Annotated in this window: 13 protein-coding genes; 9 read left to right on the top strand and 4 right to left on the bottom strand. The window is 72.6% G+C overall.

Annotation, left to right across the window (positions count from 1 at the left end; all coding sequences use genetic code 11):
- Window positions 1–600: 600 nt before the first annotated feature.
- Together ACZ7OO_RS30735 and ACZ7OO_RS30730 are read right to left on the bottom strand one after the other, a co-directional pair.
- A complete protein-coding gene (locus ACZ7OO_RS30735; RefSeq protein WP_471509684.1) occupies window positions 601–960 on the bottom strand; it encodes a hypothetical protein in 360 nt (119 codons plus the stop codon).
- A complete protein-coding gene (locus ACZ7OO_RS30730; protein ID WP_471509682.1) occupies window positions 957–1,400 on the bottom strand; it encodes a GtrA family protein in 444 nt (147 codons plus the stop codon). Before ACZ7OO_RS30730 ends, ACZ7OO_RS30735 begins: the two co-directional genes overlap by 4 nt.
- A gap of 392 nt (window positions 1,401–1,792) precedes the next feature.
- Between ACZ7OO_RS30730 and ACZ7OO_RS30725 the strand changes: the two genes are divergently transcribed.
- The 7 genes from ACZ7OO_RS30725 (at window position 1,793) to ACZ7OO_RS30695 (ending at window position 8,957) form a co-directional block, all read left to right on the top strand.
- Window positions 1,793–3,058 (top strand): molybdopterin-dependent oxidoreductase, encoded by a 1,266-nt coding sequence (locus ACZ7OO_RS30725; RefSeq protein WP_471509680.1) that lies wholly within the window; start codon window positions 1,793–1,795, stop codon window positions 3,056–3,058.
- The gene (locus ACZ7OO_RS30720; RefSeq protein ID WP_471509678.1) at window positions 3,055–3,567 is read left to right on the top strand and encodes a hypothetical protein; all 513 of its coding nucleotides are present in this window, start codon (window positions 3,055–3,057) and stop codon (window positions 3,565–3,567) included. Before ACZ7OO_RS30725 ends, ACZ7OO_RS30720 begins: the two co-directional genes overlap by 4 nt.
- Entirely contained in the window at window positions 3,564–4,235 is a 672-nt protein-coding gene (locus ACZ7OO_RS30715) for a class I SAM-dependent methyltransferase (protein WP_471509676.1), read from the top strand. The genes ACZ7OO_RS30720 and ACZ7OO_RS30715 overlap by 4 nt, the downstream gene beginning before the upstream one ends.
- A gap of 274 nt (window positions 4,236–4,509) precedes the next feature.
- Window positions 4,510–5,619 carry a ribosome small subunit-dependent GTPase A gene (rsgA, locus tag ACZ7OO_RS30710; protein WP_471509674.1) on the top strand — a complete coding sequence of 370 codons (1,110 nt, stop codon included), beginning with the start codon at window positions 4,510–4,512 and terminating at the stop codon, window positions 5,617–5,619.
- Between the two features lie 72 nt (window positions 5,620–5,691).
- Window positions 5,692–7,089 (top strand): DNA-3-methyladenine glycosylase 2 family protein, encoded by a 1,398-nt coding sequence (locus tag ACZ7OO_RS30705; protein WP_471509778.1) that lies wholly within the window; start codon window positions 5,692–5,694, stop codon window positions 7,087–7,089.
- The gene (locus ACZ7OO_RS30700) at window positions 7,089–7,589 is read left to right on the top strand and encodes a methylated-DNA--[protein]-cysteine S-methyltransferase (RefSeq protein WP_471509672.1); all 501 of its coding nucleotides are present in this window, start codon (window positions 7,089–7,091) and stop codon (window positions 7,587–7,589) included. Before ACZ7OO_RS30705 ends, ACZ7OO_RS30700 begins: the two co-directional genes overlap by 1 nt.
- A gap of 186 nt (window positions 7,590–7,775) precedes the next feature.
- Window positions 7,776–8,957 carry an SGNH/GDSL hydrolase family protein gene (locus tag ACZ7OO_RS30695; protein ID WP_471509670.1) on the top strand — a complete coding sequence of 394 codons (1,182 nt, stop codon included), beginning with the start codon at window positions 7,776–7,778 and terminating at the stop codon, window positions 8,955–8,957.
- 168 nt (window positions 8,958–9,125) lie between these two features.
- On the opposite strand, the gene ACZ7OO_RS30690 is transcribed toward ACZ7OO_RS30695, so the two are convergent.
- A complete protein-coding gene (locus tag ACZ7OO_RS30690; RefSeq protein ID WP_471509668.1) occupies window positions 9,126–10,106 on the bottom strand; it encodes a helix-turn-helix domain-containing protein in 981 nt (326 codons plus the stop codon).
- A 503-nt stretch (window positions 10,107–10,609) separates the two neighbouring features.
- Between ACZ7OO_RS30690 and ACZ7OO_RS30685 the strand changes: the two genes are divergently transcribed.
- Together ACZ7OO_RS30685 and ACZ7OO_RS30680 are read left to right on the top strand one after the other, a co-directional pair.
- The gene (locus ACZ7OO_RS30685) at window positions 10,610–12,046 is read left to right on the top strand and encodes a protein phosphatase 2C domain-containing protein (RefSeq protein WP_471509666.1); all 1,437 of its coding nucleotides are present in this window, start codon (window positions 10,610–10,612) and stop codon (window positions 12,044–12,046) included.
- Window positions 12,047–12,106: 60 nt separating this feature from the next.
- Entirely contained in the window at window positions 12,107–13,849 is a 1,743-nt protein-coding gene (locus ACZ7OO_RS30680; protein WP_471509664.1) for a pyruvate dehydrogenase, read from the top strand.
- Window positions 13,850–14,105: 256 nt separating this feature from the next.
- On the opposite strand, the gene ACZ7OO_RS30675 is transcribed toward ACZ7OO_RS30680, so the two are convergent.
- Window positions 14,106–15,446, bottom strand: a complete 1,341-nt coding sequence (locus tag ACZ7OO_RS30675; protein WP_471509662.1) for a helix-turn-helix domain-containing protein — start codon at window positions 15,444–15,446, stop codon at window positions 14,106–14,108.
- Window positions 15,447–15,602: the final 156 nt, after the last annotated feature.

Below are 15,602 nucleotides of genomic sequence, written 5' to 3'. Positions count from 1 at the left end.
ACCGCATCCGGAGAGCCGCCGCTCGCCCCGGTGCCGCGGGCCGCGGGCCCGAACTTCGGGCCGCGGGCCGCGAACGGTGAACCGCGAGCTGTGGGCCGTCGGCCGTGGAGCCGTGGGTCGCCAGCCGTGGGCTGTGGGCCATAGGCCGCGAACTGTGGGCTGTGGGCAGTGGGCCGTGGGTCGCCAGCCGCGAGCTGTGGGCCGTCGGCCGTGGAGCCGTGGGCCGCCAGCCGTGGGCCGTGGGCCATAGGCCGCGAACTGTGGGCTGTGGGCAGTGGGCCGTGGGTCGCCAGCCGCGAGCTGTGGGCCGTCGGCCGTGGAGCCGTGGGTCGCCAGCCGTGGGCCGTGGGCCATAGGCCGCGAACTGTGGGCTGTGGGCAGTGGGCCGTGGGTCGCCAGCCGCGAGCTGTGGGCCGTCGGCCGTGGGCTGTGGGCCGTCGGCCGTGGAGCCGTGGGTCGCCAGCCGTGGGCCGTGGGCCATAGGCCGCGAACTGTGGGCCGTGGGCCGCGAATCGTGGGCCGCGCGTCGTGAACAGCGAGCCGCCGGCCGGGGTTTCTCAGCGGCTCTCGGCGGTCACTGCGTTCGTCGGGGCGCCGCTCTCACACCCGGCCCGGAGCCCGTGCAGCCCTCGGCCGGTCCAGTCGGCGTGCCGTCGTCCGCCGGGTCAGCATCATCAGCGCCGTGCCCAACGCCAGGCCCAGGGCCGGCAGCCGGCGGAGGCGGCCGTCGGGCGCGAAGCCGTGCACGGCCGGGCGGCCCAGAGCGGCGATGTTCATGGCCAGGCCCAGCCACAGCGGCCAGGCACGCCGCAGGCCGACCTCCGGACTGGTCCGTTCGTACAGCACGGCCAGCCCGCGTTCCACTGGCCCGAGCGCGGACACGACGCCGGCCAGGACCACGCCGAGCAGCAGCAGCCACGGCACTCGCAGCCGTTCGGGAACCGGACGGCTTCTTCTCAACCACGGTGCCGTCCGAAGACCACCCGTCGCAGCAGGGTGAAGCGCGCCACGGTCACCAGGGCGAAGCTCGGAACCAGCACCAGGACCTCCGTTGCCGGTGAGGCGGTGGGCCGCCAGTGCCGAAGGAGCAGGACCGCACCGGAGGTGACCAGGTATGCCAGGACGAACATGACGCCCGCAGCGAGATGAGCCCGGACGGCGAGGACCGGAGAGCCGCGGAAGGTCAGCCGCCGGTTCGCTTCGGTGTTGAGGACCGTGACGACGAGCAGCGAGGCGAAATTGGCCGGCAGGGGAGGCGCCCAGTGGCGCAGCACCCAGTACAGCAGGGCCTGGGCCGCCGTGGAGACGACGCCGATCGCGGCGAAGCAGCCGACCTGTCTGGTCAGCGTGGTGCGGCCGAGCCGGTCGGAGGAGCCGTGCCGTGCGCTGAGGCGTCGCACCTCTCCATCATGAGGCCGGGCCGGAGGACCCGGGGGAGCACAGAGGCAGCGGTTCGACCGTTCGGCTGGTGGCAGACACCCGCACGCACCGCAGACCCGGACAGCCCGCCTGACCTGTGTCAGCCTGTAAATGTCCTGTTTGTCGGTATGTCAGGTATGGGTCGCTGTCAGGCATGCGCTGTCCCGTCGTGAGACGGCTCGGGGACTGGAGGAGACGGCCGATGGCAAGTGGCGGACGGCCGTCGGGTTCGGCCCCACCCGGTGGATCACGGCGCCGGAATCCGGGCCAGGAGCGTGCGCGGGCGCGCCTCGAACGTCTGAGCGCCACCGTGGCCGGTACGGCAGGGGCCGCCGCCGCTCGTACCCGGGCGGCAGCGCGGCGCATCGGGCAGATGCCTCCGCCCCCGGGCCCCTTCCGTCCGGGGTTCTGGCGCAGCCCGATCCGCGGCCCCTGGCTGACGTCCGTGTTCGGCGTGGTGCTGCTGATCGGCATCCCGCTGCTGTTCGTCACCGGTCTGCTCTCCTACGCCTCCTACAACCCCGGGCTGAGCCCTCGCAACGACGAGACTCCCGACAAAGGCGTGCTGGGGTTCTACCTCTTCTCCTGGCCCACCCACCCGTACTGGCTGTACCGGCTTACTCAGGGCGTGCACGTCACGCTCGGTGTGGTCCTCGTACCGGTCCTGCTCGCCAAGCTTTGGTCGGTGATCCCGAAGCTGTTCGAGTGGCTGCCGGTGCGCTCCGTCGCGCACGGACTGGAGCGGGTGTCCCTGCTGACGCTGGTCGGCGGAGCCATCTTCGAATTCGTCACCGGCATCTTCAACATCCAGCTCTACTACGTCTTCCCGGGCTCGTTCTACCGCCTGCACTCCTACGGCGCCTGGGTGTTCGTCGCCGCCTTCGTCGTCCACGTATGCCTCAGGCTCGGCCGGATGACACGGGCCCTGCGCTCACGCAGCCTGGGCACCGAACTGCGTACCGACCTCGCCCACACCCGGCCCGAGCCACCCGACCCCGACGGCCTGGTGGCGGACGCCCCCGCTCCGCCGACGATGACCCGACGCGGTGCGGTGGGCATGGTGGGAGCGGGATCGCTGCTCCTCCTCGTCGTGACCGCCGGGCAGAGCATCGGCGGATGGCTGCGCGGCACCGCGCTGCTCGCACCGCACAACCGTGACCCGGGCAGCGGCCCGAACAGCTTCCAGATCAACAAGACGGCGGCGGCCGTCGGCGTCACCCCCGCGCTCGTCGGCCCCGACTGGCGGCTGGAGGTCCATGGCCACGGACCGGCACTGGTCTTCACCCGTGAGCAGCTCCTGGCGATGTCGCAGCATGCCGCCGCGCTGCCGATCGCCTGCGTGGAGGGGTGGTCCACCGACGACCAGCACTGGAGCGGCCTTCGTCTGGCCGACCTCGCGGCCATGGCCGGCGTGCCCGGCGCCGGAAGCGTCCTGGTCGAATCCATCCAACCCCCGGGCCCGTTCACCAAGGTGATGCTGCGGGGCAACCAGATCCACGACACCCGAGCACTGCTCGCCCTCCGCGTCAACGGTGCGGACATCTCCCTCGACCACGGCTACCCGGCCCGCGTCATCGTCCCGGCCAACCCCGGTGTGAACAACACCAAATGGGTCCACCGGCTCACCTTCAGGGCATGACCATGGCACGATTCATCCGCTGGTACGGCTCCGGCCCCCTGCACCTTCTCGTTCTGATCGCCTCGTTCGCCCTCACCGGCTACGCCATGGTGCGCCTGTTCGCCATCCAGCCCTGGCAGGTGGCGGTCTGGTTCGTCGGCGCGGCGATCCTCCACGACATCATCCTGCTGCCGCTGTACTCGCTGGCCGACCTGTCGGCCCTCTCCGTGCTACGGCATCGCACGGACCGGGGACCCACAGTGCCGAGGATCAACTACCTTCGCGTCCCCGTCTTTCTGTCCGGTCTCCTGTTGCTGGTCTGGTTCCCCCTCATCCTCGGTCTGGCGGTCCCCTACGCCGGTGACACCGGGCTGCCCGAGAGCGGCTATCTCGGCCGATGGCTCGCGATCACCGGCGTACTCTTCGCCGCCTCCGCACTGGCCTTCGCGCTCAGACTCCGCCGCGTCCGACGGGCCGACGGCGCCGACGGGGACCGGCCGGCTCCTCCAAGGCATGGCGCCACACCGTGACGACCGGCGAAGACAAGCTCTACGGCGACGAAGGCGGCGAAGGCGGCGAAGAGGACCCCTACGCGCTGGCCCTGCGACCCGGCCACGGACCGGTCTACCTGCGGTTGGCGGACGGCCGCCGTATCCGGATGCCGGTGCACCGCTGGTACGCGCCGCCCAGCGTCGCCGACACAACCGTGCTGGAACGCTGCGTCGGCCCCGTACTCGATGTCGGCTGCGGCCCGGGCCGGTTGTGCAGAGCACTCCTGAGCCGGGGAGTCTTCGCTCTCGGGGTCGACATCGCGCCGCGCGCGGTCGCCCTGACCACCGGCCTGGGCGGAATCGCGCTGTGCCGCTCGGTGTTCGAGCGGCTGCCGGCCGAGGGAGGCTGGCAGACGGTTCTGCTCACCGACGGCAACATCGGTATCGGAGGCGACCCCCGCGGCCTGCTGCGCCGCTGCGGCGGGCTCATCACCCCGACGGGGCTGCTCGTCGTGGAGGTCGATCCCCACGATGTCGAGGAGCTCTGCGCTGCCCGGTTCGAGGACTTCCGCGGCCGGGGCGGCCCGCCCTTTCCCTGGGCGCGCCTGGGAGAACGAGCGCTCCACAGGGCCGCCGAGGGCCTTGCCCTCCGCGTCACCGACCAGTGGACGAGCGGCCACCGGCGCTTTGTCGCCCTGGGGCACTGACGCGGGGCCAGGGGTTGCTCGTGGGCGCCACCGGATCGCCGTAATTCGATTGCGTCACGGCCTGGACGCCTCTACGGTTGTTGCTGTTCGAGCGGCGACCGGAGGTCGCCGCGGGTGACCTGGTCGGGGAGGTGTGACCGATGGCTGTCTCTGTGATGGGCGCTGCCCGCAACCAGAAGTTCATCCACTCCACCTCCGTGGTCCCCGGCTGATCCTTCCTGCTTTCTCGCGCCTCGAGTGCGCGCGGCCGGGACCGCCCTGTGAAGGGTTCCCCTTGAATCTCTCTTTGTCTTCGGCTTCTTCCGCTTCGTCGCACCCTCTGTCCCCGTACGGCTGGGACGAGGGCTGGGAAGCCGAGTTCACCTCCCATGCCGAGCAGGGCCTCCTGCCCGGTCGTGTCGTACGTGTCGACCGCGGGCAGTGCGACATCGTCACCGCTGCCGGGCTGTTGCGCGCCGACACCGCGTTCGTCACCCCGAACGATCCGATGCGCGTCGTGTGCACCGGCGACTGGGTCGCCGTGGAACCCGGCGGCACCCCCCGTTACGTACGCGCGTATCTGCCGCGCCGTACCGCCTTCGTACGCTCCACCTCCTCCAAGCGGTCCGAGGGACAGATCCTCGCGGCCAACGTCGACCACGCGATCGTCGCGGTGTCCCTCGCCGTCGAGGTCGACCTCGGCCGCATCGAACGGTTCCTGGCGCTGGCCTGGGAGTCCGGGGCGCAGCCGGTCGTGGTGCTCACCAAGGCCGACCTCGTCCCGGACCCGGTGACGCTCGCGCATCTCGTGCAGGACGTCGAGACGAGCGCACCCGGCGTGCCGGTCCTCACCGTCAGCGCGACGGCGGGGGAGGGCCTGGACGTCCTCGCCGCCCTCGTCGGCTCCGGTACGTCCGTACTGCTCGGGCAGTCCGGCGCGGGCAAGTCCACCCTCGCCAACGCGCTGGTGGGCGAGGAAGTGATGGACGTCCAGGCCGCCCGGGACGCCGACGGCAAGGGGCGGCACACCACGACCACCCGCAACCTGCTGGCGCTGCCGGGAGGGGGAGTGCTGATCGACACGCCCGGGCTGCGCGGCGTGGGCCTGTTCGACGCCGGGACCGGGGTCGGGCAGGTGTTCTCCGAGATCGAGGAGCTGGCGGAGGGATGCCGGTTCTCCGACTGCGGGCACGAGAGCGAGCCGGGCTGTGCGGTCCGCCTCGCGGTGGAGACCGGGGAGCTGCCCGTGCGCCGGCTGGAGAGCTACCGCAAGCTGATGCGGGAGAACCAGTGGATCGTCGCCAAGACGGATGCGCGGCTCCGGGCCGAGATCAAGAATGGCTGGAAGAAGAAGGGCGCGGAGGGGAAGGCGGCGATGGAGGCGAAGAGGGGGCGGTGGGGGTAGTCGGCTGCCTGGCAGCACCACGTCCGATTTCCGCCAGACCCACCCCTCCCTGTCGCCCACACTTGAAGGGTGATGGACGAAGACACCAGGTATGAGGCGGTGCGCAGCCGGGACGGGCGGTTCGACGGCGCGTTCTTCTTCGCCGTGCGGACCACTGGCATCTACTGCCGTCCCAGCTGCCCCGCCGTCACCCCGAAGCGGCACAACGTCCGCTTCTTCCGCACCGCCGCCGCCGCGCAGGGTTCCGGCTTCCGGGCCTGCCGGCGGTGCCGCCCGGACGCCGTGCCCGGGTCCGCCGAGTGGAACGCCCGCGCCGACGTCGTCGGCCGGGCCATGCGGCTGATCGGCGACGGCGTAGTGGACCGGGAGGGCGTCGGCGGACTCGCCGACCGGCTCGGCTACAGCGCCCGCCAGGTGCAGCGGCAGCTCACCGCGGAGCTCGGCGCCGGCCCGGTCGCCCTCGCCCGGGCCCAGCGCGCCCACACCGCGCGTGTGCTGCTCCAGACCACCGAGCTGCCGATCACGGAGATCGCGTTCGCGAGCGGATTCGCCAGCGTGCGGCAGTTCAACGACACGGTCCGCGCCGTGTACGCCACGACCCCGAGCCGGCTGCGCGAGGCAGCACCCGGCGGCCGGGTCGCCCGGCGCGGCTCACCGGCCGCCGGGATCCCGCTGCGGCTCGCCCACCGCGGCCCGTACCAGGCCACCCCCGTCTTCGACCTGCTGCAAGGCGAGGCCGTACCCGGCGTGGAGGAGGTCACCGGTGCCCCCGGCGCGCGCACCTACCGCCGCATCCTGCGGCTGCCGTACGGCCATGCCGTCGTCGCCGTCGAGGAGCGGACCGGCGCCACGACGGGCGCGGGCGGCGGCGCCCATCCCGGCGGCTGGCTCGACGCCCGGCTGCGCCTCACCGACCCACGTGACCTGACCACCGCCGTACAGCGGCTGCGCCGGCTGTTCGACCTCGATGCCGACCCGTACGCCGTCGACGAGCGGCTCGCCGAGGACCCACGGCTCGCTCCGCTGGTCGCCGCGCGGCCCGGGCTGCGCTCACCGGGCGCCGCGGATCCGGCCGAGGCTGCCGTGCGGGCCCTGGTCGGCACCGCCGCCGCCGAGCGGCTGGTCCAGCGGTACGGCAAGGCGCTGGACGCGTCCTCGGGCAGCCTCACCCACCTCTTCCCGGAGCCGGCCGTCCTCGCCGAGGCCGAGCCGGACGGCAGCCTCGGCGCGCTCGCCGCCGCGCTCGCGGACGGCACGGTACGGCTGGACCCGGGCGCCGACCGCGACGACGCGGAGGCGGCCCTGCGCGCCCTGCCCGGACTGGACCCGGCGGTCGTCTCCGCGATCCGCGTGCGCGCGCTCGGCGATCCCGACGTGGCCGCACCCGGCCTGGACCTTCCGGACGACTGGCGGCCCTGGCGGTCGTACGCCGTCCGGCACCTGCTCGTGGAAGGAGAGCTGAGGAACTGATGGGTGTCACGTACTGGACACGGATCGTCTCGCCGGTCGGGGAGTTGCTGCTGACCGCCGACACGCACGGGGCGTTGACCTCCCTGTCCGTCCCCGGGCAGAAGGGCGGCCGGAGCGTCGAGGCGGGATGGCTCGCGGACGCGGGACCCTTCCGGGCGGCCGAGGAGCAGCTCGCCGCGTACTTCACCGGTGAACTGAAGGAGTTCCGGCTGGAGTTGAGCACGCACGGGACGGAGTTCCGGGAGCGGGTGTGGGGCGCGCTGGACAGCGTTCCGTACGGGGGGACGACGACGTACGGGGAGATCGCCGCGCGGATCGGGGCGTCCAGGATGGCGGTTCGGGCGGTCGGCGGCGCGATCGGGGCCAACCCGCTGCTGATCGTGCGGCCTTGTCACCGGGTGATCGGGGCGGACGGGTCGATGACCGGGTATGCGGGGGGACTTGAGCGGAAGGTGCGGCTGCTGGCGCTGGAGGGCGGGCGCGGCGGAGACGCCCCGTAAGGGGCGCGGGGAACCGCGCGAGCAACCACACACCACCCGCGGTCGGGATGCGGCCGGCGGATCTACGGCGCTGCTCCGCAAGGCACGCGTTCCGCCACCCGAGTGGTCCCCCGGTCAAGTTGCCGTCCCGCTCACCGTCCGTATGTCACCTTCCCCTCCAGTAGGCCTTCGGAAGGGCGGGTGTGGATGGGCAAGGTCGGGCGGGTTCTCGGCGCCGCGCTGCTGATCGCGATGGGTACGACCGGGCGGGCCGGTGCCGATTCCGCCCCCCTGCTCTGGGCGGGAAGCTGGGAGGCCGCGCCCTCCGGTACCGCCCCCGCGGTGCCCGGCGCCGTCTTTCGCAACGTCGTTCACCTGTCCGTCGGAGGCAGTGCCGTCCGGGTCCGGATCAGCAACCGGCTCGGCAGCGCACCGCTGCGGCTCGGCGCGGTCACCGTCGCTCTGCGCCAGGGCACCGGCGCGGACGCCGTGCCCGGATCGATGCGCGGCGTCACCTTCGGCGGCGCCGGCACCGCGGTCGTACCCGTCGGGCAGGACCTGGTCGGTGATCCGGTGCCGCTCGCCGTTCCGGCCGCCGCCGATCTGCTGGTCAGCGTGGAGACACCAGCTGACTCGGGGCCGGCCACCTATCACCGCGTCGCACTCCAGACCAGCTACCTCGCCGAGCACGGCGCCGGCCGGGCGGCCGACGAGGCCGGGGCGGCGTACACCCGGACCACCGGCAACTGGTACTACGTAGCCGGTGTCGACGTGCGGGGCACGGCCCGCGGCAGTGTGGTCGCCTTCGGCGACTCCCTCACCGACGGCAACGGCTCCAGCTTCGGCACCAACCACCGCTGGCCCGACCGCCTGGCGGAACGGCTGCGCCCCCACCGGATCGGCGTCCTCAACGCCGGGATCTCCGGCAACCGGCTGCTGCTCGACAGCACCGGAGGACCCGGTGCCCTGAACCGGCTGGACGCCGACGGGCTCACCCGGGCGGGAGTCCGGACCCTGGTCGTCCTCGAAGGCATCAACGACATCAAGGGCACCCCGGAGGCGACCGACCCCGGTGACTTCGTGCGTGCCTACCGAACCATCGTGACCCGCGCCCATACGCACGGGATCCGGGTCGTCGGCGCCACACTCACGCCGTATGCCGGGTTCAGCGGATACACCGACGCCCGGGAGGCCGTACGGCAGCGGGTCAACGCACTGATCCGGACCGGGCAGGTCTTCGACGCGTACGTCGACTTCGACGCCGTCGTCCGCGACCCCGAGCAGCCGGCGCGGATCCGGCCCGCCTACGACCCCGGCGACCACCTGCACTTCAACGACGGCGGGATGCACGCGCTGGCCGCCGCCGTCCGGCTCGTCGAGCTGCTCTGAGCCCTCAGCCGTCCCAGACGGAGGCGTTCGTGCAGGTGGATCCCGGCCAGGAAACCGGGAATCGCGCCGAACACGGGGACCACCTGGGTCAGCAGCACGACCGAGGCGCCGACCAGGACCGCCCACGCCACCCGGCACGCCGGGCACCAGCCCAGAGTGCCGCGCGGGTCAGTCCCGGGCCACCCAGCCCCGCTCGTAGGCGTGCCAGCCCAGTTGCAGCCGGGTCGTCACCCCGGCCAGCTCCATCAGCCGCTTCACCCGGCGCTGTACGGTCCTGAGGCCCAGATCGAGCTGTTTGGCCACGCTCACGTCGGTCAGCCCGGCCAGCAGCAACGACAGCACCTCCAGATCGGTGGCGTCGGGGGCGTCCGGCTGCTCCTCGGTCACCCCGGACGCGCCGAGGCGGAGCGGCAGCGCCGTACGCCACACCGACTCGAACAGTTCGGACAGCAGCTCCAGCAGGCCGCTGGCGTGCACCACCACCGCGGCGGGCTCCGAGGTGTGCGAGGTGAGCGGGACCATCGCGAGGGCGCGGTCCGCCACGACCAGTTTGGTCGGGACCCGCTCCACCACCCGCACCTGCTCGTCCCGGCCCAGCGCCGCCGTCAACTCCGTGATCCCGTGCGGCAGATCGAGCACCGCACGCTCCACCACCACCCGGTAGCGCACACCCCGGCCGGCCGCCTGCTCCTCCGCCTCGTTCTCCATCCCGGACACCACCATCGGGTCGCCGGTGACCAGCGCGCACACCTCGTTGCCTGCGCCCAGCTGGAGCTGGAGGAACCGCTGGGCGACGGCCGGGGCGCCGGTCACCACCTCCACCAGGTCGTGCACCGCCGGCTCGGCGGCCGCCGCCCGGTACTCCTCGGCCAGCAGCGCCGCCGCCAGCTCCGCCTTCTCCAGCTCGTGCCGCTGCTGGGTGAGCAGCGCGCCCAGCGCCACCCCGGGCGGCGCCGCCACCCAGCGGCCAGGCCGCCCCGAGGACTGTGCCGCGAGGCCGTGCCGCTCCAGCCGGCGCAGCGCGCGCTCGGTGTCCGGCTCGGCCAGCATCAGACGCCGCGCCAGATCGGGCACATCGGCGGCACCCACGGAGACCAGCGTCCGGTACGCCGACTCGTCCCTCTCGTCCAGACCGAGCGCTGCCAGCATCGACCCGCGTTCCTCCTTCGCAGTCGGGCGCCGTGGCGGGAACCGGCCACGGCGCAAACCCGCCGCAGCACATCATCGCCGTACCGCCGGTCACTCTGCCAAGATCACGTCACCGCAGCACCTTCACACGGGATCCGGACTCGCGATTCACAGCTGGTCATAAGGAACACCCGTCACAATCTGGCCTCCGGTCGGCGCGACCGCGTCCGGCCGTGCGAACGGTGGCCCGGGCCAAGACGCGCGCACGCGTAGGGGATCTGGGGCCGGGTCACTCAGATGTCGCCGGGTGGTTCTCCCGTGGGGGGTGGGACCACCCGGCGACTCACACGTGTCATCCGTGTCATCCGTGTCATCCGTCTCCTGTATCTCCCGCGTGTCCTCGACTCTCTTTCCTCGCACGGGTGTTCAGTGCGTCCCTCGCGACGCCGTTCGACACCGGGTCGTGTGCGGGATTTTCCCGATGCCCCGTTTTCATCCGGCCCGCGCGGTGGACAATTAGGGGCATGAGCCAGCCAGGGGGTAGGCCCGCCCGTCATGAGGACGACTGGTGGGGGCAGTTGTACGACGACTCCACCGAGGACACCGGCCCCACGGCCGCACCCGACTCGCTGGACGACCGCTTCGCCTCGCCGAAGAACACGGTGGGGGGACGGGGACGGCGGGGCGGCGCCGAGGAACCGGGCGCCGAGCCGGTCCCGTCGCCCGCGTCGGTGCCGTCGTCCGAGCCGGTCCCGCGGACCGCTTCCGTCAAGCCGACCGTGCCGGTGCAGCGCGCGGCCGCCGCCGCTGCCACCGAGACACCGGGCGAGGACACCACCACCGCCGCCCGGAAGCCATGGCCGTGGGACGAGGAGTATCAGGAGGACCAGGAGGACGCGGAGTTCCCGGAGGCGGACGACGAAGCCTGGGTGGACTCCCACCCCGCCACCCGGTCCGACCCGGCCGCACTCCCGCTGCCCTCCGCTCCGGCCTCCTCCGTGGAGTACGTCGGCTCCGGCCCGCCCACCTACGACGCCGAACCCACCGCCCTGCCCGCCGCCGACCCCGACGAACTGGACGACCTGGTCGCCGACACCGTGCTGGACGGCGCCCGTTACGGCACCTGCACCCTGCGGGCGGTCTCCCAGCGCGGCGACTCCGCCCGGTACCGGGGCGAGCCGCGCCGCGACGCCCTGCTCACCGCCCGGTTCGGGGCCGGCGATCAGGCGCTGCTCCTGGTCGCGATGGCCACCGGCGCCCGGGCCACCCCCGGCGCCCACCGGGCCGCCGCCGAGCTGTGCGAGTGGATCGCCCGGGCCGTGGGCCGCAGCCACCAGCGGCTCACCGAGGACATCCAGGCCGCCCGGCGCGGCGACCTCAAGTCCGGGCTGCACCGGCTCACCGACCGCAGCCTCGGCAAGCTCCGCGCCAGCGCCGCCGAACAGGGCGTCGCCGCCGAGGAGTACGCGGCCAGCCTGCGCTGCCTGCTCATCCCCGCCCACCCCCAGTGCCGTACCCGGGTCTTCTTCGGGGTCGGGGAGGGCGGGCTGTTCCGGCTCCGGGACGGCGAGTGGCAGGACATCGAACCGCAGGTCGACGCCGACGCCGTCGGCGAGGCCGTGGTCGGCTACGGTTCGCCGCCTGCCGAGACCCCGGAGGGCGACCGGCTCACCATGGACCTCGGCATCCCGACCCCGCCGAGCCCTTACGAACCGGCCCCCGAGCCGCCCCGCGACCCCTTCCTCTTCCGGGCCTCGGTATCCCGCCCGGGTGATGCCCTCGTGATGTGCAGCGGCGGGTTCGCCGACCCGCTGCGCGGCGAGCCCGCCCTCTGTGCCTACCTGGCCCGACGCTGGTCCGGCCGTACCCCGCCGGGCCTCGCCGCGTTCCTCGCGGACGCCCAGGTGCGGGTGAAGGGCTACGCCGACGACCGTACGGCGGCGGCCGTCTGGGAGGCGTGACGGCGGTCCCTGTGCGTGGATGGGAGGTATCCGCCCACAGGGAAGGGGCTCCTGTCCGCCATGGCCAAGCAGAACGTCGCCGAGCAGTTCGTCGACATCCTCGTCCGCGCCGGAGTGCGCCGTCTCTACGGCGTCGTCGGCGACAGCCTCAACCCGGTCGTCGACGCCGTCCGCCGCAACTCCGCCATCGACTGGATCCACGTCCGCCACGAGGAGACCGCCGCCTTCGCGGCCGGCGCGGAGGCCCAGGTCACCGGGAAGCTGGCGGCCTGCGCCGGCTCCTGCGGCCCGGGCAACCTGCACCTCATCAACGGCCTGTACGACGCCCACCGTTCGATGGCCCCGGTGCTCGCCCTCGCCTCCCAGATCCCGTCCAGCGAGATCGGCCTGGGCTACTTCCAGGAGACCCACCCCGACCGGCTCTTCCAGGAGTGCAGCCACTACAGCGAGCTGATCTCCAGCCCCAAGCAGATGCCCCGGCTGCTGCAGAGCGCCATCCAGCACGCGGTCGGCCGTAGCGGAGTCAGCGTGGTGAGCATGCCGGGCGACATCGCCGACGAGCCCGCCCCGGACCATCCCGTCGAGAGCGCGATCGTCACCTCCCGGCCCACCGTCCGCCCCGGGGACGAGGAACTCGACAAGCTGGTCGCGATGATCGACGCGGCGGACAAGGTGACGCTGTTCTGCGGCAGCGGCACGGCCGGCGCGCATGCGGAGGTGATGGAACTCGCCGGGAAGATCAAGTCTCCGGTGGGCCACGCCCTGCGCGGCAAGGAGCACATCCAGTACGACAACCCGTACGACGTCGGCATGAGCGGACTGCTCGGCTACGGCGCCGCCTACGAGGCCACCCACGAGTGCGACCTGCTGATCCTGCTCGGCACCGACTTCCCGTACAACGCCTTCCTCCCCGACGACGTGCAGATCGTCCAGGTCGACGTGCGCCCCGAGGTGCTGGGCCGCCGGTCCCGTCTCGACCTCGCCGTGTGGGGGGATGTGCGCGAGACGCTGCGCTGTCTGGTGCCGCGGGTGCGGACCAAGGAGAACCGGCGCTTCCTCGACCGGATGCTCAAGAAGCACGCGGACGCGCTGGAGGGGGTGGTGAAGGCGTACACCCGGAAGGTGGAGAAGCACGTCCCGATCCACCCCGAGTACGTGGCCTCCGTGCTCGACGAACTCGCCGACGAGGACGCGGTGTTCACGGTCGACACCGGCATGTGCAACGTCTGGGCGGCCCGCTACATCTCGCCCAACGGCCGCCGCCGGGTGATCGGTTCGTTCTCGCACGGCTCGATGGCCAACGCGCTGCCGATGGCGATCGGCGCCCAGTTCACCGACCGGCGGCGGCAGGTCGTCTCGATGTCCGGGGACGGCGGCTTCGCCATGCTGATGGGCGACTTCCTGACCCTTGTGCAGTACGACCTGCCGGTCAAGGTCGTACTGTTCAACAACTCGGCGCTCAGCATGGTCGAGTTGGAGATGATGGTCGCGGGCCTGCCCTCGTACGGCACCACCAACGTCAACCCGGACTTCGCCGCCGTCGCCCAGGCCTGTGGCGCCTACGGGGTGCGGGTCGAGAAGCCCAAGCAGCTCGCAGGTGCGCTGAAGGACGCCTTCAGGCACAAGGGGCCGGCCCTGATCGACGTCGTCACCGACCCCAACGCGCTGTCCATCCCGCCGAAGATCAAGGCCGAGATGGTCACCGGCTTCGCGCTCTCCGCGTCCAAGATGGTCCTCGACGGAGGCGTGGGCCGGATGCTCCAGATGGCCCGCTCCAATCTGCGCAGCGTGCCGAGGCCGTAGGAGGTGTCGTCTGGATCGTCCCGGCGTCGCGGGGTATGGCATGCACTCCCCCAGAGGGGGACCCCCAGCCGCGTTGTCGTCACTCGCCGATGTCCCCCAGCCCTCGGCCGGGTGTGCCCCCACCGCGTCGGCCGCCGCGGCAGCGGCTGATGTCCACGCCTCCTCCGCCTTGCAGCCGCACGCGCCAGACCCCGCTCGACTCGGCCAAGACGTACCGCACCTCGCAGCCGGCCTGATCCGGACGACACCCCCTGGCTCAGCCCTCGACCGGCACCCACTGGCGGACGCCGTTCACGAAGCCGTACCAGTAGTGCGGCAGGCCCTTGATGGAGGTGGTGCGGAACGGCCGGCCGTGGTCGTCGATGCGGACCGTGCCGGAGCGGCCCTTTGACGACCAGTCCAGTTCGAGGTACCAGCGGCAGTCGCAGCCCTCGGTGTGCGCGTTGACGCGCAGTACCTCCGGGTCCGTGGAGGAGACGCGGTAGGGCAGACGCATGGTCGAGACGGTCTGCCCGTCCGGGCCCTCGCCGGGCACCGGGCGGGCGATGGGGCGGTCCTTGTCCAGGTCGACGTCGAAGTAGCGCGGGGTGAGCCCGCCGCCGCAGCCGTCGGCCATGGAGTAGGCGGTGCCGGGCGCGGGCGCGGTACGGCCGACGACACGCACCCGCAGGTCCTCCAGGACGACGGCCGTGGACGAGCGGCCCTGCACGGAGATCTGGACGATCGTGTCGTGGCCGTGCACCGCGTTCTGGGTGGCCGCCCAGGTGCCGGCGTCCTGCGGGACGGGCGGCGGTGGGACCTGCGCCGGCTGCTTGTCGATGACGTAGTCGTGGTCGCAGCCCAGTTCCCACACCTGGGAGTTGGCGGTCCAGGCGAGGGGGACGGCGGTCGGGGCGGCGGCGGTGGACTTGCTCGGGGCGGAGGAGGCGGCGGCGGGCTTGGTGCCGTCCGGTGAAGCGGGTGCGGATGGGGAACGACGGCTGGGTGAGTTGGAGCCAGGCGCCGGGTCGGTGGGCGTGGCGTCCTGGCGCCGGGCGTCGCCGACGGCGGTCGTGGGGGAGGAGCCGGGGGATTGGCCCGCGGTGCCGGTGGGCGGCCGGTCGTCGGAGAGGGCGGACAGACTGCCCAGCGTCACCAGGAGGACGGTGGCCACGGCCGAGGCGACCATGGTGCGGCGACGGCGATACCAGGGGCGCGGCGGGGGCTGCGGCACCGACTCCGCTGCCGCCTCCGGCTGTGCTTCGGTGACCGCCGATTCCGCTTCAGCCGGTTCAGGCTCCTGCGCCCCGGTGTTCTCCGTCGTCCGCGGCCGCTGCCGTGCCGCCACCGCCCGTAACCAGCGCTCGTGGAGTTCGAGACGTTCCTCCGGGGTCGCGCCGCAGAACGCGGCCAGGCGCTCGACCGGAGCGAAGTCCAGCGGCACGGCCTCGCCCGCGCAGTAGCGGTGCAGGGTGGAGGTGTTCATGTTCAGGCGGCGGGCCAGGGAGCCGTAGCTCCGGTCCGTACGGTCCTTCAACTGCCGCAGCAGCGCCGCGAACTCCTCGACGTCCTCGCGCACAGGCACCTTCCCCCGGTCGTCCGTATCCCAGGCACTCATATACCTGCACGTCAGCAGGGCTGGGATGGTTCCAGGGCGGCGGAACGGGCGGTGGCCGTTGCGGTTGCCGCAGGTGACCGCCGATGCTTCTGGTGTCGCACCGACCAGGGCCGGACAGACCAGCCGGCGCCGTCCGCGGCATCCCACACCCATGCA

Source organism: Streptomyces sp. NPDC111744 (genome assembly GCF_055634995.1).
The sequence above is the reverse complement of the archived record's forward strand: the minus strand, read 5'-3'. Positions and strand labels throughout refer to the sequence as shown.